The sequence below is a fragment of the Pseudomonas sp. O230 genome (assembly GCF_045447035.1).
GTDB lineage: Bacteria > Pseudomonadota > Gammaproteobacteria > Pseudomonadales > Pseudomonadaceae > Aquipseudomonas.
The window spans coordinates 37370-58988 of sequence record NZ_JBJGXN010000012.1 but is presented as its reverse complement, the minus strand read 5'-3'; the positions used below and the strand labels follow the sequence as shown (position 1 = coordinate 58988).

Sequence of the window (21619 nt, the reverse complement as noted above, 5' to 3'; positions counted from 1 at the left end):
AAAGCTCCTCATTTGGCGTCTTTGCTAACGGTATTGAGCAGGAATTTACCGATCAGGTCCTCGAGCACCAGCGACGACTGGGTGTCGTGGATGACACCACCATCCTTGAGCAAGCCTTCTTCGCCGCCCACGCTGATACCGATGTATTTTTCGCCCAACAGGCCAGCCGTCAGGATAGATGCAGTGGAGTCGTTCGGCAGGTTATCTACGCGCTTTTCCAGCTGCATCGTCACTCGACCGGTGAAACTGTCGCGGTCCAGATCGATCGCCGTGACCTTGCCGATGGTCACACCGGCCATGGTCACTTTAGCTCTGACCGTCAAACCGGCGATATTGTCGAAATACGCATAAAGTTTATAAGTATCGGTGGTTGCGCTCGGGGACAGGCCACTGACCCGCAACGCCAGCAACAGCAAAGCCAGGATGCCAGCCAGCAAGAAAAGGCCGACACCGATTTCCAGGGTGCGGTTTTGCATCAGAAATCTCCAAACATCAAGGCGGTCAGAATAAAGTCCAGGCCGAGTACAGCCAACGAGGCATACACAACGGTCTTGGTAGTGGCACGACTGATCCCCTCGGATGTGGGCTCGCAGTCATAGCCTTGGAATACGGCGATCCAGGTCACGACAAAAGCGAAGACAACGCTTTTGATAATGCCGTTCAGCACATCGTCGGCAAAGGTCACGCTGTTTTGCATGTTCGACCAGTAGGAACCTTCATAGACACCCAGCCAGTCGACGGCCACCCACGAACCACCCCAGATACCCACCACGCTGAAAATCATCGCCAGCACCGGCAGGGAAATGAAGCCGGCCCAAAGGCGCGGGGCAATGATGTATTTGAGCGGGTCGACACCAATCATTTCCAGACTGGACAACTGCTCGGTGGACTTCATGTTACCGATTTCAGCCGTCAGGGCCGAACCGGCGCGCCCGGCGAACAACAACGCCGTGACCACTGGGCCCAATTCACGCAGCAACGTCAGCGCAACCATCTGCCCCACCGCCTGCTCCGAACCATAGCTGGACAGGATGTTGAACCCCTGCAGCGCCAGCACCATGCCGATGAACACCCCGGAGACCACGATGATCACCAGGGACATCACGCCCACCGAATGCAGCTGCCTGATCAGCAGGCCAAAACCGCCACCGATGCCACCGCGGCCGAGCAAGGCATGGAACAGGAAGATCGCCGAACGGCCGAACACCGCCATGACGTCGATGCCGCCGTGACCGAAACGACGCACGCGTTCTAATAGTGAAATCTTGCGCATCAACGCTTCCCCAGAAGATCTGCGCGGTAGTCCGTCGCTGGAAAGTGGTACGCGACCGGACCGTCGGGATCGCCGGTCATGAATTGACGAATTCGAGGCTCCTGCGAATTCATCAGCTCCTCGGGAGTGCCCTGCCCCAACACTTGCCCGTCGCCCACCACATAAATGTAATCGGCGATGCTGGCCGTCTCCGCCAGATCGTGGGAAACCACGATACTGGTGATGCCCAGCGCATCGTTGAGCAAACGGATCAGGCGCACCAACACGCCCATGGCGATAGGGTCCTGGCCGACGAAGGGTTCGTCATACATGAGAATCTGCGGATCCAGGGCAATCGCCCGAGCCAGCGCGACACGGCGCTTCATGCCGCCGGACAGCTCGTCAGGCATCAAGTCAATGGCGCCACGCAGGCCCACGGCCTGTAATTTGAGCAGGACAATGTCCCGGATCATTTCTTCCGGAAGCTCGGTATGAACGCGCAGCGGAAAGGCGACGTTCTCGAACACGTCGAGGTCGGTAAACAGTGCGCCGCTCTGAAACAGCACGCCCATGTGCTTGCGTGCGTCGAACAAATCGCTGCGCGACAGCTTCGGCAGGTTTTGACCGTTGACCCAGACTTCGCCCTTGGTGGGACGCAGCTGTGCACCCATCAAACGCAGCAATGTGGTCTTGCCACACCCGGAAGGCCCCATGATGCCGGTGACCTTGCCGCGTGGAATACGGATATCGACGTTATTGAAAATGCTGCGCGCACCGCGCTTGAAGGTCAGTCCCTTCAGCTCGACCGCGTAGGCGTTATCGGCACTCATCTAAACTCCTTGCGATGCAGCCTCTCACTCGGACGCCTGACTTTCTGGCGAAAGCACATGCCTCCCGGGCAGGCCGAACTGGCGGCGAACTATATCACTGCAATTGCCAAGCGCCCAAGCGCCAAGCCAGGCCATGTTCAGCAACATGACAGGCAAAAAGCTTCATTAGGAGGGTTATCGGTAACAGGGAATGACAAAGCGCGACGAACTTGCGTGAGGGTTTCGATCATTACCGCTATAATCGCCGCCTTTTCATCAGGCTATACGATTTCTGACATGAGCCAATCCAGCGACCTGATTCAATCAGCACAACGCACCATCCGCCTCGAACTGGAAGCCGTACAAGGCTTGCTGCCCCATATCGACGCAGATTTCGTACGCGCTTGCGAGATGATTCTGGCCAGCAAAGGCCGCGTGGTCGTGGTCGGCATGGGCAAATCAGGGCACATCGGCAACAAGATCGCGGCCACCCTGGCCAGCACCGGCACCACGGCGTTCTTCGTGCACCCAGCCGAAGCCAGTCACGGCGACATGGGCATGATCACCCGCGATGACATCATCCTGGCCCTGTCGAACTCCGGCTCCACCAACGAAATCGTCACCCTGCTGCCGCTGATCAAGCGCCTGGGCATCAAACTGATCAGCGTGACCGGCAACCCCGATTCACCGCTGGCCAAGGCTGCCGAGGTCAACCTCAACGTGCATGTCGAGCATGAAGCCTGTCCGCTGAACCTGGCACCGACGTCGTCGACCACCGCGGCGCTGGTCATGGGCGACGCCCTGGCCGTTGCGCTACTCGAAGCCCGCGGTTTCACCGCTGAAGACTTCGCGTTTTCCCACCCCGGTGGCGCGCTGGGCCGACGCCTGCTATTGAAAGTGGAAAACGTCATGCACGCCGGGCAAGAGCTGCCGCAAGTCCAGCGCGGCACGCTACTCAAAGACGCTTTGATGGAAATGACCCGCAAAGGCCTGGGCATGACGGTGATCCTCGAAGCCGACGGCAAACTCGCAGGGATCTTCACCGACGGCGATTTGCGCCGCACCCTGGACCGCAGCATCGACATCCATAGCGCGACGATCGACCAGGTCATGACCGCCCACGGCAAGACCGCCCGCGCCGAGATGCTCGCGGCCGAGGCCCTGAAAATCATGGAAGACCATAAAATCAACGCGCTGGTCGTGGTCGATAGCGAAGACCGCCCAGTCGGCGCCTTGAACATGCACGACTTGCTGCGTGCGGGAGTAATGTAATGAGCACGGACCTGCTGCAACGCGGCAAACAGATCAAACTGGCGGTATTCGACGTCGACGGCGTCCTGACCGACGGGCGTCTTTATTTCCTCGAAGACGGCAGCGAATTCAAGACATTCAACACACTCGACGGCCAGGGCATCAAGATGTTGATGGCAGCGGGCGTGCAGACGGCTATCATCAGCGGCCGCAAGACCCCGGTGGTCGAGCGACGGGCGAAGAACCTCGGTATCCCCCACCTTTATCAGGGCCGCGAAGATAAACTGGTGGTGCTCGACGAGCTACTCGCCCAGCTCAACCTAAACTATGAGCAAGTCGCCTACCTCGGCGACGACCTGCCAGACCTGCCGGTGATTCGCCGCGTTGGCCTGGGCATGGCGGTGGCCAATGCCGCCAGCTTCGTGCGTGAACACGCCCACGGCATCACCCAGGCCCGTGGTGGCGAGGGTGCCGCTCGCGAATTCTGCGAATTGATCCTGCGCGCCCAGGGCCGCCTCGATGCGGCCAACGCCGCGTACCTGTGAGCCAACTATGCTGAGCAAGAAATTTCGCAACATCCTGGTGTTCGGTTGCATCGCAGCGATTTTTGCCGCGGTCGGCTACTGGAACATCAGCCCGGAACGCTTCCTCGATAAGCCAGTGGCTACGGTCGATGAAAGCGAGATCGATTACTACGCGATCAACGCGCACAGCGTGCAGTACCTGCCGGATGGCAAACTGCAATACGAAATGACGTCCGACAAGGTTGAACACCTGAAAGCGACAGAAGTGACGCTGTTGACGAACCCGGACCTGAACCTGTTTCGCGGCACCCAGTTCCCCTGGCACGTCCAGAGCGAACACGGCGAAGTCAACCCGGACGGCACTCAGGTCGAACTGATCGACTCGGTGCGCATCACGCGTTTCGACGAGAAAAACCGCAAGACCCTGATTACTTCCACCCGCATGACCGTGTTCCCGCAACAGCAATATGCGCAGACCGAGCAACCCGTTAGAATCGACGGCGCTGGCGGTGTATCGACTGGCAAGGGAATGAAAGCGTATTTGAAAGAAAGCAGGATACACCTGCTATCGAACGTAAGAGGACAGTATGAGGCTCGTTAAAACTCTCCCTATTTTGCTCGGTCTGGGCGCAGCACTGGGAAGCGTGAGCGCCTGGGCTCTGCCGAACGATCAACAGCAGCCTATCCGCATCCAGGCCGACGACGCCCAACTGGACGACAAGAACGGTATTGCCACCTATAAAGGTGACGTGATCATCACCCAGGGCTCGATGATCGTTAAAGGCAATACTGTGACCATGACCCGCACCCCTGCGGGCGACATCGACGTGGTGACTTCGGTGGGCAACCTCGCCTATTTCGAACAACTGCAAACGGCGGGCGACACCAAGCCGGTCCAGGGTTGGGGCGTCACTATCCAGTACCACGCTTCGCAAGACCGCGTCGTGCTGATCGATAAGGCAAAAGTTGTCGACAAGGACGGTAACGTCACCCAAGGCGAGAAAATCGTCTACGACACCAACAAAAAGCTTGCCAGCGCCGGTCGTGCCACAGGCACCAACGTGACCGAGTCGCGTCCGCGCATCGACATGGTGATCCAGCCGAAAAAGAAAACCGAAGAGCAAAAGGCCCCTTAATGGCAACTCTGAAAGCTCAGCATCTGGCCAAGAGCTACAAGAGCCGTCAGGTCGTGCGCGACGTCAGCCTGTCCATCGACAGCGGTCAGATCGTCGGCCTGCTTGGCCCTAACGGCGCCGGTAAAACCACCTGCTTCTACATGATTGTCGGCCTGGTTCAGGCCGATCAGGGCCGCGTCCTGATCGATGATCTGGACGTCAGCCACCAGCCGATGCACGGTCGCGCGAAGGCCGGTATCGGCTATCTTCCGCAAGAAGCATCGATCTTCCGCAAACTCTCGGTCGCCGATAACATCATGGCAATCCTCGAGACCCGCAAGGAACTCGACAAGGCCGGTCGTCGAAAGGAACTGGAAAGCCTGCTGCAGGAATTTCACATCACCCACATCCGCGACAACCTCGGCATGAGCCTCTCCGGTGGCGAACGCCGTCGTGTGGAAATCGCCCGCGCACTGGCAACCAACCCGAAATTCATCCTCCTCGACGAACCGTTCGCCGGCGTGGACCCGATTTCGGTGGGCGACATCAAACAGATCATCTACCACCTCAAGGCCAAGGGCATTGGCGTGCTGATCACTGACCACAACGTCCGTGAAACCCTGGATATCTGCGAAACGGCCTACATCGTCAACGATGGCCAACTGATCGCCGAAGGTGATTCGGCTACCATCCTGGCCAACGACCTCGTGAAAGAAGTCTATCTGGGCCATGAGTTCCGCCTGTAAGCACTGAGGTGTCTGGCTGGTTGCCCGAGCGCTTGTCTCGATAAAAAATCAATACTTTTTTATTGTTACAGCGCTCTAGGCAAACGCTACGGTTTCGGGCATATAATTTGCTTATGTTTGGCGCTTCGGCGCCCTGTAGTGGATGGCGCATGTGCGCCGGCGAATAAGGTGTTTAGCCCCTGCCATGAAACCATCGCTAGTCTTGAGAATGGGCCAGCAGCTGACGATGACACCGCAGCTGCAACAGGCCATCCGCCTGCTCCAATTGTCGACCCTGGACCTGCAACAGGAAATCCAGGAGGCCCTGGAGTCCAATCCGATGCTCGAACGCCAGGAAGAAGGCGACGACTTCGATAACGCCGACCCCTTGGCCGACAAAGCCGAACAGCAACCTAACGCCGACGTCTCAGAACCCTCTTATCAGGAAACCGCCCCGACGGTGGACAACCTCGAGGAAGGTGACTGGAACGAGCGCATTCCCAACGAACTGCCCGTCGACACCGCATGGGAAGATGTCTACCAGACCAGCGCTAGCAGCCTGCCGAGCAACGATGACGACGAGTGGGATTTCACTACCCGTACATCCGCCGGTGAAAGCCTGCAAAGCCATCTGTTGTGGCAACTGAACCTGGCGCCGATGTCCGACACCGATCGCCTGATCGCCGTGACCCTGATCGATTGCATCAACAATCAGGGCTACCTGGACGAAACTCTCGAGGAAATCCTCGAAGCCTTCGATCCGGAACTCGACATCGAGCTGGACGAAATCGAAGCCGTCCTGCACCGCATCCAGCAATTTGAACCGGCCGGCATCGGCGCGCGCAACCTGGGTGAATGCCTGCTGCTGCAATTGCGCCAACTGCCTGCCAAGACACCTTGGCTGGCCGAGGCCAAGCGCCTGGTCACCGATTACATTGACCTGCTCGGCAGCCGCGACTACAGCCAGTTGATGCGCCGCATGAAGCTCAAGGAAGACGAACTGCGCCAGGTGATCGAGCTGGTTCAGAGCCTCAACCCGCGCCCTGGCTCGCAGATCGAGTCCAGTGAAGCCGAGTACGTCGTACCCGACGTGATCGTGCGCAAAGACAATGAGCGCTGGCTGGTCGAGCTGAATCAGGAGTCGGTGCCACGGCTGCGGGTCAACGCCCAATACGCCGGTTTCGTGCGCCGCGCCGACACCAGCGCCGACAACACCTTCATGCGCAATCAGTTGCAAGAGGCCCGCTGGTTCATCAAGAGCCTGCAAAGCCGTAACGAAACCCTGATGAAAGTTGCCACCCAGATCGTCGAGCATCAGCGCGGTTTTCTGGAATATGGCGACGAAGCGATGAAACCGCTGGTCCTGCATGACATCGCCGAAGCGGTGGGCATGCACGAATCGACGATTTCGCGGGTGACCACGCAAAAATTCATGCATACCCCTCGGGGCATATATGAGTTGAAATACTTTTTCTCTAGCCACGTCAGCACCTCCGAAGGCGGCGAATGCTCGTCCACGGCAATCCGCGCGATCATCAAAAAACTGGTTGCTGCGGAAAATCAGAAAAAGCCGTTGAGTGACAGCAAGATCGCTGGTTTACTGGAGGCACAAGGCATTCAGGTGGCTCGCCGCACCGTCGCCAAGTACCGCGAATCCCTCGGGATCGCGCCTTCGAGCGAACGCAAGCGGTTGATGTAGAGCCACGCCACAGCGTTCCAGTGGTAGATCATCTGGTCTACCGCTTTATGCACTGGCAACGAAGGAGAAGCTGTATGCAAGTCAACATCAGTGGACACCAACTGGAAGTGACCGAACCTCTTCGCACCTACATCGGCGAAAAACTCGAACGGTTAGAGAGGCATTTCGACAAGATCACCAACGTGCAGGTCACGATGACGGTCGAAAAGCTGAAGCAGAAAATCGAAGCCACGCTGCATATTCCCGGCAATGAAGTGGTCGCAAACGCGGAGCATACCGATATGTACGCGGCGATCGACGCATTGACCGACAAGCTGGATAAACAACTCAAAAAGCATAAGGAAAAGACCCAAAGCCTCCTCCAGGGCGCGACCGGTCGTTAACACTCCCAACCCATGATCCGACTTGAAAGCATCCTGACCCCCGGCCGTTCCATCGTGAACGTGCCGGGCGGCAGCAAAAAGAAAGCCCTCGAGCAAATTGCCAACCTGATCGCCCGGGAAGTGCCGGATCTGGAGATGCAAGTTGTCTTCGAGGCTTTGATTGCCCGTGAAAAACTCGGTTCGACCGGTTTTGGCAACGGCATCGCCATTCCTCACTGCCGTCTCAAAGGCTGTAACTCGCCCATCAGTGCCTTGATGCACCTGGACGCCCCCATCGATTTCGACGCCATCGACGGTGCTCCGGTTGACCTGCTGTTCGTTCTGCTGGTCCCGGAAGCCGCTACCGATGCGCACCTTGAATTGCTCCGCCAGATCGCCAGCATGCTCGATCGCAAGGAAGTCCGTGATCGCCTGCGTAGCGCCGTGAGCAATGAAGCCTTGTATCAGGTTGTCCTGGACGAGCAAAACGGGCACTAATCATGCGCTTGATCATCGTCAGTGGCCGTTCCGGCTCAGGTAAAAGTACCGCGCTCGATGTTCTCGAGGACAACGGCTATTACTGCATCGACAACCTGCCCGCCGGGTTGTTGCCGGAACTGGCCGAGCGCGCGCTGATCCACACCGAACTGGCGCAGCCGCTGGTGGCCGTTTCCATCGACGCGCGCAACCTGCCCAGCCACTTGAGCCGGTTTCCGGAACTGCTCGAAGAAGTTCGCAGCCGGCATATCCAGTGCGATGTCCTGTACCTGGACGCCGACGAAGAAACCTTGCTGAAGCGCTTTTCGGAAACTCGTCGTCGCCACCCGCTGAGCAGCGCCAACCGCTCACTGGCAGAAGCGATCAACGATGAAACCAGCCTGCTCGGGCCGATTGCCGACCTCGCCGATCTCAAGGTCAATACCACCAACCTGAACCTGTATCAGCTGCGCGATACCATCAAGTTGCGCCTGCTGAACCAGCCGGAACCCGGTACTGCGTTTTTGGTGGAGTCTTTCGGATTCAAGCGCGGCATGCCGGTGGACGCCGATCTGGTGTTCGACGTGCGCTGCCTGCCGAACCCCTATTGGAAGCCGGAGCTACGCGATCAGTCCGGGCTTGATCTGCCGGTTGCCGAGTACCTGGCGGCCCAGCCGGACGTCGAGGAGATGTTCCAGGACATCTCCACGTACCTGCTCAAATGGCTGCCCCGCTTTGCCGCCAGCAACCGTGCTTATGTCACCATTGCCATTGGCTGCACCGGCGGGCATCACCGCTCCGTCTACCTGACCGAACGTCTGGGCCAGGTCCTGCAAAAATCCCTGAAGAACGTCCAGGTTCGCCACCGCGACCTCAGCTAAAGGATTCACATCGCGATGCCTGCTCTGGAAATCGAAATCATCAACAAGCTGGGCCTACATGCCCGTGCTTCCGCCAAGTTCGTCGGCGTGGCCGGTCAGTTCAAGGATTGCACGATCAGGGTAGGACGCACGCCGGAATCCACGGTCGACGGCAAAAGCATCATGGCCATGATGATGCTGGCTGCAGGCAAAGGGACCAAAATCCATCTGAGCACGGAAGGCCAGCAGGAACAGGAAGCGCTGGACGCGCTGGTCGCGCTGATCAACAACTTCTTCGACGAAGGCGAGTAACGCTCGCCTAGGCGAGCGCCGTATCCATCACCATCATCAGACAAAACCCGATCAGCAGCCCAAGGCTGGCAAGCTTGTCGTGACCATTGCGGCGCGACTCGGGGATGACTTCATGCGTGACCACCAGCAGCATGGCCCCAGCCGCCAGCGCCAGCCCCAACGGCAAGAGCAACTCGGCAAGGCTCACCAGCCAGGCGCACAACAGCGCAAAGACCGGTTCGACCAACCCTGATGCCGCGCCGATCAGGAACGCCTTGACCCGCGACATCCCTGCCCCGGCCAACACCAACGCAATCACCAATCCTTCCGGCACATCCTGCAAGGCAATGCCCATCGCCAGGCTATCAGCGTCGGGCATGCCGCCACCCGCCGAGACACCGACCGCCATGCCTTCGGGGATGTTGTGAGCAATGATGGCAAACACGAACAACCAGATCCGTGGAGGAATGACCGGCCGCTCCAAGGTGCCGACGAGCATTTCCGGCGAAGCGCCGGAGACCTTCCGATCCACCAGATACAACCCGAACGCGCCAAGCATGATGCCGAAACTGATCAGCCCGCTGGCCGCCCAGGGTGTCAGCCCCAGGCTTTCAGCGGCGGCAATGCCTGGAACGATCAGCGAAAATGCCGTCGCGGCGAGCATCACCCCGGCGCCGAAACCGAGCAGCGTATCGCTGACCGCCTGGGGCATGCGTCGAATCACCAGCACCGGCACCGCGCCGAGGGCCGTGCCCAAGGCGCAAATCGCCCCGCCTTGCAACGCACGCAGCAGTTTCGGCTCAAGATCCAGCCACGCCAGGCCTTGGACGACCAATAAGCTCATGCCCGCCAGCAGTAACAGCGATCCAAACGCGTAACGAAACATCCGCCCACTTCCGATCGCCAGTGTTTCAGTGCCCATAGTCCGCCCAGGATTGTTTTTACAGAAGACTTAAACCAGTGCAGCCCGATAGCGCGCAGCGACTTCGGGCCAATTGACCACGTTGTAAAACGCGCTGATGTATTCCGGCCGGCGGTTTTGATACTGCAGGTAATAGGCATGCTCCCAGACATCAAGCCCCAGAATCGGCGTATTGCCATTCATCAGGGGGCTGTCCTGGTTGCCGCTGCTTTCAACCACCAGTGTCTTTTGCGGCGTCACACTCAGCCAGGCCCAGCCACTGCCGAAACGGGTCAGCGCGGCTTTGGTGAAGGTTTCCTTGAAACGGTCCAGGCCGCCCAACTGGTCCTCGATGGCCTTGGCCAACTCGCCGTCCGGCTGCCCGCCACCGTTGGGCGCCATCACTTCCCAGAACAACGAGTGGTTGGCATGACCACCACCCTGATTGATCACCGCCGCACGGAGTTTTTCCGGCAGTTGCTGGACAGCTGCCACCAGTTTTTCCACCGGCCACTCGGCGAATTCGGTGCCTTCGACGGCAGCGTTGAGGTTATTGATGTAAGTCTGGTGATGCTTGGTGTAGTGGATTTCCATGGTCTGCGCATCGATGTGCGGTTCCAGGGCATCGTAGGCGTACGGCAAGGCAGGCAAGCTAAAAGCCATTTCAGTGGACTCCATGGTGTAGAGGCGCAGGGGGCGACGCGGCATCGATGTGCAGTAAACGATGAGTGCGTGGGTATTCGCCGTGCTCGCTGATGAAATTCAGCAGTTCGACGTAGGTTTTGCTGCTCTGACGCAGCGCGGCTTCACGCAATGCAGGCGCCAGTCGCGGGTCCTGCATGGTCTTCAATAACCGCTGGTGGATGGCACACAGGTATTCGGCGCTCTCCTCCGGCTGGTTCAGACGCAAATGCAGGTCCGCCAGGTTGTGGTGGGAAATGACGCAAGCCGCCACCGCTTCGCCGGCATCCGCCCAGCGCTCGAACAACACTTGGGCCAGGGCCAATGCTTGTAAATAAGCCTCGCGGGCATCGACGTATTCGCCCAGCATGAAACAGCGGTTTGCCCTTTCGATCGTGCGTTTCCAATGCTCCATGGTGAACCTCCAAAGCGGTTGCGGTGATTACACGCCGCCTGCGGTGAGCTTTTCCGGATTGAGCAACACTTCCAGTTGGCTGCGCGACAGATCGGTGTGCTCCAGAGCGACATCGATCACCGGCCGCCCCTGCTGATAAGCCTTCTTGGCGATCTCCGCAGCTTTTTGGTAACCAATGATCGGGTTGAGTGCGGTGACCAGAATCGGGTTGCGCGAGAGCGCTTCCTTGAGCCTGGCTTCGTTGACCTTGAAGCTGGCGATAGCCTTTTCACCCAAGAGGTGGCTGGCGTTGGCGAGCAATTCGATGCTGCTCAGCAGGTTCTGGGCGATGATCGGCAGCATCACGTTCAGCTCGAAATTGCCCGACTGGCCGGCGATGGTGATGACTGTGTCATTGCCGATCACTTGCGCGGCGACCATCGCGGTGGCTTCCGGGATCACCGGATTGACCTTGCCAGGCATGATCGAAGAACCGGGCTGCAGGGCTTCAAGTTCAATTTCGCCGAGGCCGGCCAGTGGACCAGAGTTCATCCAACGCAGGTCATTGGCGATTTTCATCAGCGAAACAGCGGTGGTTTTCAACTGCCCGGAGACCGCAACGGCGGTGTCCTGAGAGCCGATCAGTGCAAACAAATCGGTGCCCTGCGTGAATTGCACCTGAGTCAACCTGGTCAGTTGCTGGCTGAAAATCCCGGCGAATTCAGGATGCGCATTGATACCGGTGCCCACCGCCGTGCCGCCCTGAGCCAGGGATTGCAGGCTCGGCAACAGATCCTGCAGATGGCCGATGTTGGCCTTGAGTTGTTGCGCCCAACCGTTGAGCACCTGACTCATGCGCACCGGCATCGCATCCATCAAGTGAGTGCGACCGGTTTTGACGTGCTGGTGAACCTCTTCGGCCTTGTGCTCGATCACCTGTACCAGACGCACCAGCGCCGGCAGCAGTTGCTCATGCAACGCGAGTGCTGCACTGACGTGGATGGTGGTCGGGATGATGTCGTTGCTGCTCTGCCCGCAGTTGACGTGATCGTTGGGGTTCACCGGCTCGCCGAGCAGACGACTGGCGAGGGTGGCGATCACTTCGTTGGCGTTCATGTTGGAACTGGTGCCGGAACCGGTCTGGAAGATATCCACCGGGAAATGCTGCATGAAGTCGCCCTGAAGCAAGCCCAGTGAAGCATCGACGATGGCGGCGCCCTGGGATTCGCTGATTTGCTTGAGTTCGACGTTGGCGCGGGCGGCGGCGGCCTTGGCCAGGATTAGCGCGCGAATGAATTGCACCGGCATCGGTTTGCCGCTGATCGGGAAGTTGTCCACCGCACGCTGGGTCTGTGCGCCGTAGAGGGCGTCCACCGGGACCTGAAGCTCGCCCATGCTGTCGCGCTCAATACGAGTCTTGTTCATCAGAAAATCCTTGCACCAGTTCTATGAGAGGAATCGAGGGCTGCAACTCGCAGGTCGCCAGTTGCCAGGTGTAGCTTTGCCAGCACTTGAGGCGGCACTTGCACAGAGTGAGGCGTTCGAGTTCGCGCAGCGGGCGCCACGCCTGGTCCAGGCAATACGTTCGCCAATGCCACGGCAGCGCGACATCGGCGGCGGTGTCGAGCAGCAAACGGAAAGAGGTTTCGGCGATGGTCCAGGGGGAAGTCACGGTGCAACACGCCAGATACTGGCCTTCGGCCAGGTAGTGCTCGATCAGGCGAGGCTCGTCAGGGTCCATCCCGCAACGGATCTGGCGACTCATCCAGCGCCAGCTTTCGAGGTAAGGCTGCTCGTGCAAGGCAGAACTCATGATCCGGGCTCATTCGGTAATGAGATTTATTATTATATGATAATGAGAACCAAAACAAGAGACCAAGTACGCTCCCTTGTAGGAGCCAGCTTGCTGGCGATCGCGATCTGGCATTCAGCATCGCTGTCGACTGATTGACCGCAATCGCCAGCATGCCGGCTCCTACAGGTGTGTTGTACAGGCATAAAAAAGGCGCGCCACCCGTTGGGTGGCGCGCCTTTTGTGTAACGGTCAGAGGGTCAGCTACCCGCCACCGTCATCCGCTCAATCAACACCGAACCGGTGCGAATGTTGCTGCGCAATTCCAGGTCATTACCCACCGCAACGATCTGCTTGAACATGTCGCGCATGTTGCCGGCGATGGTCACTTCCTGGACCGCAAACTGGATTTCGCCGTTCTCGACCCAGTAACCCGCCGCGCCACGGGAGTAATCGCCCGTGACCATATTCAGGCCCTGGCCCATCAGCTCGGTGACCAGCAAGCCACGCCCCATACGGCGGAGCAAGGCCGCTTGATCTTCATCGCCATGGGTGACGAACAGGTTGTGTACGCCGCCGGCGTTGGCCGTGCTCGGCATGCCGAGTTTGCGACCGGAATAGGTGCCGAGGATGTAGGACACCAGCTCACCTTTTTCGACGAACGGTTTGGCGTAGGTCGCCAGACCATCGCCATCGAACGCCGAACTGCCCATGGCGCGCATCAAGTGCGGGCGTTCATCGATGGTCAGCCATTCCGGGAACAGCTTCTGACCGAGCGTGCCTTCAAGGAACGACGATTTGCGATACAGATTGCCGCCGGAAATCGCCGAGAGGAAACTGCCGAACAAGCCACCCGCCAGCTCAGCGGAAAACAGCACCGGCACTTCACAGGTCGGCACCGGACGCGCGCCCAGACGGCTCGCCGCCCGTTGCGCAGCACGCTGGCCAATGCTCGCCGGGTCGGCCAGCAAGCTGCCCTGGCGACTCACGTCGTACCAGTAATCGCGCTGCATCTGGCCATCGGCTTCGGCGATCATGACGCAGCTCAGGCTGTGACGAGTCGATGCATAACCGCCGATAAAACCGTGGCTGTTGCCGTAGACGCGGCAGCCCTGATGCGTGCTGAGGGTGGTGCCATCGGCATTCTTGATCCGACTGTCAGCGGCAAATGCCGCGGCCTCACAGCTCAGGGCCATCTCGATGGCTTGCTCCGGCGTGATGTCCCATTGGTGGAACAAGTCGAAATCCTGCAGATCCTTGGCCATCAGCGCGGCGTCCGCCAGGCCCGACGCTTCGTCTTCGGAGGTGTGCTTGGCGATGGCCAGCGCCGCAGCGACGGTTTCACGAATCGCTTCAGGACCGCTGGCCGAGGTGCTGGCCGAGCCCTTGCGCTGTCCGACGTACAAGGTGATGCCAAAGCCCTGATCGCGGTTGAATTCGACGGTTTCGACCTCGCGCTGACGCACCGATGTGGACAGGCCCTGCTCCAGGGACACCGCCACCTCACAGGCACTGGCGCCCTGGTGCTTGGCTTCAGCGATGATCTGCTCGACTTGTTCTTGCAGTGCCGGCAACGCTTGTGGGCCGACGCTTTCAACTGCACTCATGCTGTTCTCCACTCAAATTCTGCTTTCGGCTAGGGCCTTCGAGCGACCGGGCCGGACAAGCGGCCCCCGACTGGTTATCATGGCGGCGTTTCTTTGCGGACGGCCACCATGGTTGATTCTTACGACGACTCCCTCGATACGGGAGAAAAAAGCAAATCCCAGGTTAAACGCGAGCTGCACGCTCTGGTTGACCTCGGCGAGCGCCTTACAACGCTCAAGCCTGACTTGCTGGCAAAACTGCCATTGACCGACGCTATGCGCCGGGCTCTGGCCGATGCGCCCAAGCACACCGCGAATATCGCGCGTAAACGGCACCTCATGTTCATCGGCAAACTGATGCGCGATCAGGACACTGACGCCATTCTGACTTTGCTCGATCAACTCGATGCCTCCACCCGGCAGTACAACGAACGTTTCCATGGCCTTGAACGCTGGCGCGATCGCTTGATCGCGGGCGACGATGCAGTCCTGGAGAAGTTCGTGCTCGACTACCCGGAGGCTGATCGTCAGCAGTTGCGCTCCCTGATCCGTCAGGCCCAGCACGAACTGGCGACCAACAAGCCACCGGCATCGAGCCGTAAAATTTTCAAGTACATCCGTGAGCTGGACGAGACTCAACGCGGTCTGCGTTAAGTCCCGAATCGGGTGAGTTGCCTCGCAACTCACCCGAAGCTCCATCCCTTACGATCCTGTGCCACCCACAGTGATCGCATCGATTTTCAGCGTTGGCTGGCCGACACCCACCGGCACCGACTGCCCATCCTTGCCGCACGTCCCCACACCACTGTCCAGCGCCAGATCGTTACCGACCATCGAGACCTTGCTCATGGCTTCCGGGCCGTTGCCGATCAACGTCGCGCCTTTGACCGGGGCGGTAATCTTGCCGTCTTCGATCAAATACGCTTCGCTGGTGGAGAACACGAATTTGCCGCTGGTGATGTCCACCTGCCCGCCGCCGAGGTTGGCGCAGTAGATGCCGCGCTTCACCGAGGCGATGATTTCCGCCGGATCGCTTTCGCCGGCCAGCATGTAAGTGTTGGTCATGCGTGGCATCGGCAGGTGCGCGTAGGATTCGCGACGACCGTTGCCGGTGCGGGCCACGCCCATCAGGCGCGCGTTGAGCTTGTCCTGCATGTAGCCCTTGAGTACGCCGTTTTCGATCAGCGTGGTGCATTCCGTCGGCGTGCCTTCATCGTCGACACTCAGCGAACCGCGACGGCCAGCCAGCGTGCCGTCATCGACGATGGTGCAGAGCTTGGACGCAACCATCTCGCCCATGCGACCGCTGTAAGCCGAGCTGCCCTTGCGGTTGAAATCGCCTTCCAGACCGTGGCCGACCGCTTCGTGCAGCAGTACCCCGGACCAGCCCGAACCCAATACCACCGGCAACGTACCGGCCGGCGCCGGAATCGCTTCAAGGTTGACCAGCGCCTGACGCAGCGCCTCACGGGCGTAGCCCATGGCACGGTCTTCGGCGAGGAAATACCGGTAATCGGTCCGACCGCCACCGCCATGACCACCGCGCTCGCGGCGACCGTTCTGCTCGACGATCACGCTGACATTGAAACGCACCAGCGGCCGCACGTCCGCCGCCAGGCTGCCGTCGGTCGAAGCGACAAGAATGCGTTCCCAAACGCCGGCCATGCTCACGGTCACTTGCTGGATACGCGGGTCGAGGGCGCGAGTGGCGACGTCGATACGCTTGAGCAATTCGACCTTCTCGGCACGGCTCAGCACTTCCAGCGGGTTATCCGGCCCGTACAGCTGGGCGACATCCTGAGTGGTGAACGCCTGCACCGTGCCGTTCTGCCCGGCGCGGGAGATCGAACGCGCCGCGCGGGCCGCAGCGCCGAGGGCTTCGAGGGTGATGGCATTGCTGTAGGCAAAACCGGTTTTCTCACCCGATTGCGCGCGCACGCCAACGCCCTGGTCAAGGTTGAAACTGCCTTCCTTGACGATGCCGTCTTCCAGCGCCCAGGACTCGGAAATCTGCCCCTGGAAATACAGGTCGGCGGCATCGATACCCGGGCCGGCCAAATCGCCGAGCACACCTTGCAGGCTCTCGATCGTTACGCCGCCGGGCGCCAGGAGGTGTTCACTGACTGAGGACAACAACTCGCTCATATGCTTTACGCCTTAAATTCATCGTTCTGAGGCAGGTCGCCGGGCGCCCTGCGAGAAAAAGCGCCGGTGACTGGACACCGGCATCCGCGCCCTGATGGACGCCTGTTCGCTGCTATCGCGTTCGGCCAGCAGCACGGCCTCGCCTTGATCCTGTTGCGCCAGCACACGCCCCCATGGATCGACAATCGCGGCATGGCCATACGTTTCTCGCGGCCCCGGATGCGTTCCACCCTGGGCAGCCGCGAGCACATAACACTGGGTCTCGATGGCCCGCGCACGAATCAGCACATCCCAATGCGCCGCGCCGGTCACCGCGGTAAAGGCTGACGGCGCGGTAATCAACTGCGCACCGGCAGCGCGCAATTCGCTGTACAGCTCCGGGAAGCGCAGGTCGTAGCACACTGTCAGGCCGACTCGACCGACAGGCGTGTCCGCGACCACCACGCCACTGCCATAAGCATAGTCATCAGACTCCCGGTAACGCCCGCGATTGTCCGCCACGTCCACGTCGAACAAGTGCAGTTTGTCGTAGCGTGCCACCGTCTCGCCCTGGTCATTGACCAGCAGTGAGCAGGCATGCACTTTCGCCGTCGGCTGATCCAGCGGCGGCAACGGCAATGTGCCGGCCACTATCCATAACTTGAGGTCGCGGGCGGTCTGTTTCAACCATGGCAGGATCGGACCTTCGCCCAACGCCTCGGCGCGACCGATGTCGGCGATGTCGCGTCGGCCCATGGCGGCGAAGTTTTCCGGCAGTACGGCCAGTGTCGCGCCACCGTTTGCCGCCTGCTCAAGCAGGCGCCGGGCCTGGGCCAGATTGTCCAGCACGTCGCTCTGGCTGACCATTTGAATCACCGCTACAGACATGGCGCGCTCCTGAATAGACAGGCGTCCATGCTACTCCATAGGCTTGGAACGTGGGTTCGGAAAAAGCGTGTCAAAAAGGTTTGTCGAAAGTGATTTTCGGCTCTTTCCACGGACCTTTAACGGTGTACTTCACGCTGGCAAAACGTGCCACGCGGTCACCGATCAGCTTGTCGATCAGGAACAATGCCCCGCCGATGGCCGGTGCGCCGACGATCAGCGCGGCAATCGGCAGGTTGTTGGTGACCGGCAAGGTCACCAGCAGTTTCGCATCGACCTGATCACCCACCAGATCCAGCGTGCCATTGAGCTCGATGTTGCTCGACGGGCCGGTCATCAGGATCGGCTCGCGGGTCACGTAAACCCCATTGGTCGCGACCAACAGGCCTTTGACCCGGTCGTAACTCAAGCCTTTGCCAAACAGATCGGAGAAATCCAGCCGCAAGCGCCGGCCGATGGAGTTGAAGTTGAGCAGGCCAAACACCCGCAACGCCTGAGCGCCACCCTCGACTTCAACGAACTGGCCTTTATTCAACGACGCATCCAGCGTCCCGGAAAAACGCTTGGTGGCCAGCCAGGCCGGGGAGCCGGGCCAGCGGCCGTCGACGTCCATATGAAACTCTTCGCTAGTGACACTCGGCGCAAAGCCCCAGCCTTTCAACACGTCAGCAAGGTTCTTGCCGCTGATTCGGCCCTTGTACCAACTGGAGGAGGAACCGGGCACACCTTCCCAGCCGCCACTGCCCTGCAACGAAATGCCCTTGAGCCCCAAATCCAAGGCATTGAGCGCAATGCCCTTGGCGGTCGGACGCACTTTCAGCGACCAGCCCCCCACCAGATCCTGCCCCTGGAACAGTTGATTGATGGTGATATCCAGTGCCGGGATCGTGGTCGGGTCCACAGAGGCCAAAGGATCCAGCGAATTTTCATCAGCCAGAACCGTCGGATCCGGTGCCGGCAAACGCACGTATTGCAGATTGATCGCAATCGGCGCGGCTTTCGCATCGGGGATAACGGCGGTGCCCTTGACCTGCTGGCTGTCTAGCTGCAAGGCCCATGCGGTCGGCTTGCGGTTCAACTGCAGCGAGGCCTGATCCAGCGTGGTACCGATGCCGCTGAGCTTGCCAACCTTGAAATCCGCACTGCTGAGCAACTGCTTGGCGCTGCCGCCCGGATCCTGACCGGCATACTTGTCGACCAGATCCTTCCAAGGGCCGACATCCAGCTCCGACAGCACCCCGCGCACCCGCAGGCCTTTGGCCCCGGGTAACACGGCTTCGCCGCCTCCGAGGAACAGTTCGCCGCGACCGTCGGCAAAGTTGCCCGGCGGTGCTGCAAACGTGAAGCTCGCCAATTCGCCGTACTTGACCCAGTAACGCCGTTCCTGCCCTTGCAGGGTCATGCGGAACATCGTGTCGCGCCCGACGTCGGCCGTCATGCCGAACGGTGCCGGCAAGTCGACAGCCACGCCTTTGAGGCTGGAATTGACCATCAATTGGCTGTCTGCGCCATCCAGGTTCAGTTGCAGCTGATAGGGGATCAGGCCGGACACCGGCAGCGGCTGCGTGACGCTCAGCCAATCGGTCAGTTTCTTGACCTCGACCTGGCCGGAAGCGGTGACGCGCGTCTTGATATTGCCCGGACCGCCATCGGCGAAAATTTGTGCGCTGACCGGTTTGTCAAAGGCCCGCGCCGTGATGTTCTGGCCGCTCAAACCTTTGGCGCTGTCGAAACGGAAATCGCCTTTGAGCTGAGTCAGCTCCAGCGGTGGCTCGGCCAACTTCAAACGCGCCTTGGCGGTCTTGAAGTCGACGAGAATCTTCGGCTGCTCGCCTTTGTCCAGCGGAATATCCAGTTTCAATTTGCCTTGCAGATCGCCCTCGCCTTCCCATCCAGCGAAGGTCGCGGCGGTGCCGATCGGCGCTTCCTGCAGGATCGTCACGCCATCGCCCAACCCGCCGGCGAACGCGCCGTCGAGGAACAGGTGGGTGGTTTGCCCGGCAGGCACGTGGGGAATATTGACGTAGATATCGCTGACCTGCGTGTTAAGCAACTGGCCTTTGCTGGCCAGAATCCGCACGCCACTGTCTTCGATGAACACGTCGCCAGAGACCTTGCTCACATGCGGCCAACCGGGCTGGAACGCCAGCTCGGCATCGTGCACCTTGAAGAACAGGCTGATGCTGCGGGCGGTGTCAGCGGCGCCATGGTTCAGCGAGCCTTGATACTGGAAGAAGCCCTGGTCCACCGCGCCTTTCAGAATCGCCGTACGCAACCATTCGTCGAGTGCAGGGCTGAGCACTTCCGGCAGATACTTGGCGGTGTACTTGCCATCGCCCTCCACCAGGCCGACCCGCAGGTCCATGTAGTCTTCCTGGCTGTGATCGAAATGCAGGCGGATCAGGAAATCGCCGGCGATCTTGCCCTCCTCGCCCAGCACCTTCAGGTACGGCGCGATCAAGGTGAATCCTTCTTTGTCGAGCTTCCAGGTCAGCCGGGCGTTGGCCTGAATGTATTGCCATGGCTTGGCGAAAATCGGGTCCAGGTGCAGGGAAAAATCCTTGCTGTCCATGCGCAACTCGCCATGGCCGAGGTCACCACTGATGCTGCCGCTGACATTCCGCGCTGCCGGGGCGCCGTGATAGGCGTCGAAGCCGACCTGGTCGAGGTTCGCGGCGAAGCTGACCTTGCTGTCGTCGGTGACGTTGGGCCGGAAGTCCATCAGCACGTTGCGTAAGCTACCGGTCACTTTGAGCCGCTCGACGGCGGTGGCAACACCTTCGGGCAATGGTCCCAGGGCATTCAGCAGCGGGGTCAGCGGGGTGAGGTCGAGACGGTCGGCTTGCAGATGCCAGAGCTCTTCGGCCTTGTCGGTGGCCAGGCTCTGTTTGAGTTGCAGGTGCGATTCCCAACGGGTTTCGCCAAAGTTCATCGCCAACGAATCCAGGGTCACCAGGAGGCCTTCGGAGCCGCGCTGGAAGTAGCCGTTCAGTGCCAGATTGTTGATCTGGATCGGCTTGCGCTCGGCGTAAGCGCCCTTGACCTGCGGCGCGTTGAAGCGGATGGCGGCGCTTTGCAGAGCACCTTTATCCCAGTTGACCCAGAGTTCGCCGCCGGCCTTGAACTCGGAGAAGTTCCACTGTCGGGTCACGCGTTCGGGCAGCCATTTCGACCAGTCGCTCTGCGGCAGGCTCAGGTACGCATCTGCGGCACCGTCCTGCCACTGGCTGGCGCGAATGCGGGTGCGCACACTCATGGCGACCGGCTGGCCATCGGGCAGGGTCAGCCGCGCGTCGAGTCGCTGCCGGGAAACGCCGGTTCTCAGATTCAGGCCAACGTAAGTCAAGGTCAGCGGCGGGTGATCCAGGGGTTGCAAGGTCACCTGACTGTCGAGCACCGACAACTGCTGGACCATCTGCATGCGATTGAGCAGTTGTTCCGGGTCCAGCGGCTGATCCTGCTGCACCGGCAACCCTTCCAGCGCCCAACGACCGTCCTCGCCTTCCTTGAGGCTGATCTTCAGACCGTTGAGCTCCAGATGAGCGATGCGCACTTCGCGGGCCAGCAGGCTGGCCCAGAGGTCCGGCACCGCGCGTACCTGATCCAGACGCAGGGCATTGGCGCCCTCGCCGACCATCACGTCGTGAGCCAGCAAAATGGGTGCGAAGCCGCTCCAGTTACCTTCCAGCTCACCGATATGCAGCGGCATGCCGAGGGCTGCGCTGGCTTTGGTTTCGACTTCGGCGCGGTACTCGGCCACCAGCGGCGTCAGCTCGCGACCGAGACTGACGTAAAGCGCCATCAGCACCAAAGCCAACGCGCACAGGCCCAGACCCCAGCGGGTCAGTGCGGCCAAAATGCGTGTCAGACGGTCCATGTCAGTTGGCTCCC

Annotated in this window: 23 protein-coding genes; 11 read left to right on the top strand and 12 right to left on the bottom strand. The window is 60.1% G+C overall.

Annotated elements, in window-relative coordinates; translation table 11 throughout:
- Positions 1-8 precede the first annotated feature (8 nt).
- From mlaD to ACI77H_RS25290, 3 genes are read right to left on the bottom strand one after another with little or no spacing between them, the layout of a single operon-like run.
- Positions 9-476, bottom strand: a complete 468-nt coding sequence (gene mlaD / locus ACI77H_RS25300) for an outer membrane lipid asymmetry maintenance protein MlaD (protein ID WP_407014347.1) — start codon at positions 474-476, stop codon at positions 9-11.
- Positions 476-1273 carry a lipid asymmetry maintenance ABC transporter permease subunit MlaE gene (gene mlaE / locus ACI77H_RS25295; protein ID WP_407014346.1) on the bottom strand — a complete coding sequence of 266 codons (798 nt, stop codon included), beginning with the start codon at positions 1271-1273 and terminating at the stop codon, positions 476-478. Before mlaE ends, mlaD begins: the two co-directional genes overlap by 1 nt.
- A complete protein-coding gene (locus ACI77H_RS25290) occupies positions 1273-2082 on the bottom strand; it encodes an ATP-binding cassette domain-containing protein (protein WP_017336546.1) in 810 nt (269 codons plus the stop codon). Before ACI77H_RS25290 ends, mlaE begins: the two co-directional genes overlap by 1 nt.
- 276 nt (positions 2083-2358) lie before the next feature.
- Here ACI77H_RS25290 and ACI77H_RS25285 point away from each other — a divergent pair, with 276 nt between their 5' ends.
- The 10 genes from ACI77H_RS25285 to ACI77H_RS25240 all read left to right on the top strand — a co-directional run bounded on the left by ACI77H_RS25285 (position 2359) and on the right by ACI77H_RS25240 (position 9386).
- Positions 2359-3333 carry a KpsF/GutQ family sugar-phosphate isomerase gene (locus ACI77H_RS25285; RefSeq protein WP_150633259.1) on the top strand — a complete coding sequence of 325 codons (975 nt, stop codon included), beginning with the start codon at positions 2359-2361 and terminating at the stop codon, positions 3331-3333.
- Positions 3333-3857: an HAD family hydrolase gene (locus ACI77H_RS25280; protein WP_019647657.1), complete on the top strand. Its 525-nt coding sequence runs from the start codon at positions 3333-3335 to the stop codon at positions 3855-3857. Before ACI77H_RS25285 ends, ACI77H_RS25280 begins: the two co-directional genes overlap by 1 nt.
- Positions 3858-3864: 7 nt before the next feature.
- A complete protein-coding gene (gene lptC / locus ACI77H_RS25275; RefSeq protein WP_407014345.1) occupies positions 3865-4437 on the top strand; it encodes an LPS export ABC transporter periplasmic protein LptC in 573 nt (190 codons plus the stop codon).
- Entirely contained in the window at positions 4424-4972 is a 549-nt protein-coding gene (gene lptA / locus ACI77H_RS25270) for a lipopolysaccharide transport periplasmic protein LptA (RefSeq protein WP_407014344.1), read from the top strand. Before lptC ends, lptA begins: the two co-directional genes overlap by 14 nt.
- A complete protein-coding gene (gene lptB / locus ACI77H_RS25265; RefSeq protein WP_407014343.1) occupies positions 4972-5697 on the top strand; it encodes an LPS export ABC transporter ATP-binding protein in 726 nt (241 codons plus the stop codon). Before lptA ends, lptB begins: the two co-directional genes overlap by 1 nt.
- A gap of 184 nt (positions 5698-5881) precedes the next feature.
- Positions 5882-7375, top strand: a complete 1494-nt coding sequence (locus ACI77H_RS25260; protein WP_032828652.1) for an RNA polymerase factor sigma-54 — start codon at positions 5882-5884, stop codon at positions 7373-7375.
- A gap of 74 nt (positions 7376-7449) precedes the next feature.
- Positions 7450-7758 carry a ribosome hibernation-promoting factor, HPF/YfiA family gene (hpf, locus tag ACI77H_RS25255; RefSeq protein ID WP_007941242.1) on the top strand — a complete coding sequence of 103 codons (309 nt, stop codon included), beginning with the start codon at positions 7450-7452 and terminating at the stop codon, positions 7756-7758.
- Positions 7759-7770: 12 nt separating this feature from the next.
- Complete coding sequence (ptsN, locus tag ACI77H_RS25250; protein ID WP_407014342.1) at positions 7771-8235, top strand: PTS IIA-like nitrogen regulatory protein PtsN; 465 nt, start codon at positions 7771-7773, stop codon at positions 8233-8235.
- A 2-nt stretch (positions 8236-8237) separates the two neighbouring features.
- Positions 8238-9095, top strand: coding sequence for an RNase adapter RapZ (rapZ, locus tag ACI77H_RS25245; protein WP_407014341.1), 858 nt, complete (start codon positions 8238-8240; stop codon positions 9093-9095).
- Positions 9096-9110: 15 nt separating this feature from the next.
- The gene (locus ACI77H_RS25240) at positions 9111-9386 is read left to right on the top strand and encodes an HPr family phosphocarrier protein (protein ID WP_407014340.1); all 276 of its coding nucleotides are present in this window, start codon (positions 9111-9113) and stop codon (positions 9384-9386) included.
- 7 nt (positions 9387-9393) lie between these two features.
- Here ACI77H_RS25240 and ACI77H_RS25235 read toward each other — a convergent pair whose 3' ends face one another.
- From ACI77H_RS25235 to pmbA, 6 genes are all read right to left on the bottom strand, one after another.
- Positions 9394-10287 carry a ZIP family metal transporter gene (locus tag ACI77H_RS25235; RefSeq protein ID WP_407014339.1) on the bottom strand — a complete coding sequence of 298 codons (894 nt, stop codon included), beginning with the start codon at positions 10285-10287 and terminating at the stop codon, positions 9394-9396.
- A gap of 30 nt (positions 10288-10317) precedes the next feature.
- Positions 10318-10929, bottom strand: coding sequence for a superoxide dismutase (locus tag ACI77H_RS25230; protein ID WP_407014338.1), 612 nt, complete (start codon positions 10927-10929; stop codon positions 10318-10320).
- A gap of 1 nt (position 10930) precedes the next feature.
- Positions 10931-11362 carry a hypothetical protein gene (locus ACI77H_RS25225; protein WP_407014337.1) on the bottom strand — a complete coding sequence of 144 codons (432 nt, stop codon included), beginning with the start codon at positions 11360-11362 and terminating at the stop codon, positions 10931-10933.
- 27 nt (positions 11363-11389) lie between these two features.
- Positions 11390-12766 (bottom strand): class II fumarate hydratase, encoded by a 1377-nt coding sequence (locus tag ACI77H_RS25220; protein WP_407014336.1) that lies wholly within the window; start codon positions 12764-12766, stop codon positions 11390-11392.
- Positions 12747-13154, bottom strand: coding sequence for a FagA protein (locus ACI77H_RS25215; protein WP_407014335.1), 408 nt, complete (start codon positions 13152-13154; stop codon positions 12747-12749). Before ACI77H_RS25215 ends, ACI77H_RS25220 begins: the two co-directional genes overlap by 20 nt.
- Positions 13155-13393: 239 nt before the next feature.
- Positions 13394-14740, bottom strand: coding sequence for a metalloprotease PmbA (gene pmbA / locus ACI77H_RS25210; RefSeq protein WP_407014334.1), 1347 nt, complete (start codon positions 14738-14740; stop codon positions 13394-13396).
- 108 nt (positions 14741-14848) lie between these two features.
- Between pmbA and yjgA the strand changes: the two genes are divergently transcribed.
- Positions 14849-15373, top strand: coding sequence for a ribosome biogenesis factor YjgA (gene yjgA, locus ACI77H_RS25205; protein WP_007901505.1), 525 nt, complete (start codon positions 14849-14851; stop codon positions 15371-15373).
- A 48-nt stretch (positions 15374-15421) separates the two neighbouring features.
- Here the strand turns inward: yjgA and tldD are convergent, their stop codons facing one another.
- From tldD to ACI77H_RS25190, 3 genes are all read right to left on the bottom strand, one after another.
- Positions 15422-16864 (bottom strand): metalloprotease TldD, encoded by a 1443-nt coding sequence (gene tldD, locus ACI77H_RS25200; RefSeq protein ID WP_407014333.1) that lies wholly within the window; start codon positions 16862-16864, stop codon positions 15422-15424.
- 18 nt (positions 16865-16882) lie between these two features.
- Positions 16883-17731, bottom strand: coding sequence for a carbon-nitrogen hydrolase family protein (locus ACI77H_RS25195; RefSeq protein WP_407014332.1), 849 nt, complete (start codon positions 17729-17731; stop codon positions 16883-16885).
- Positions 17732-17801: 70 nt separating this feature from the next.
- Positions 17802-21605, bottom strand: a complete 3804-nt coding sequence (locus tag ACI77H_RS25190) for a YhdP family protein (protein ID WP_407014331.1) — start codon at positions 21603-21605, stop codon at positions 17802-17804.
- Positions 21606-21619 lie beyond the last annotated feature (14 nt).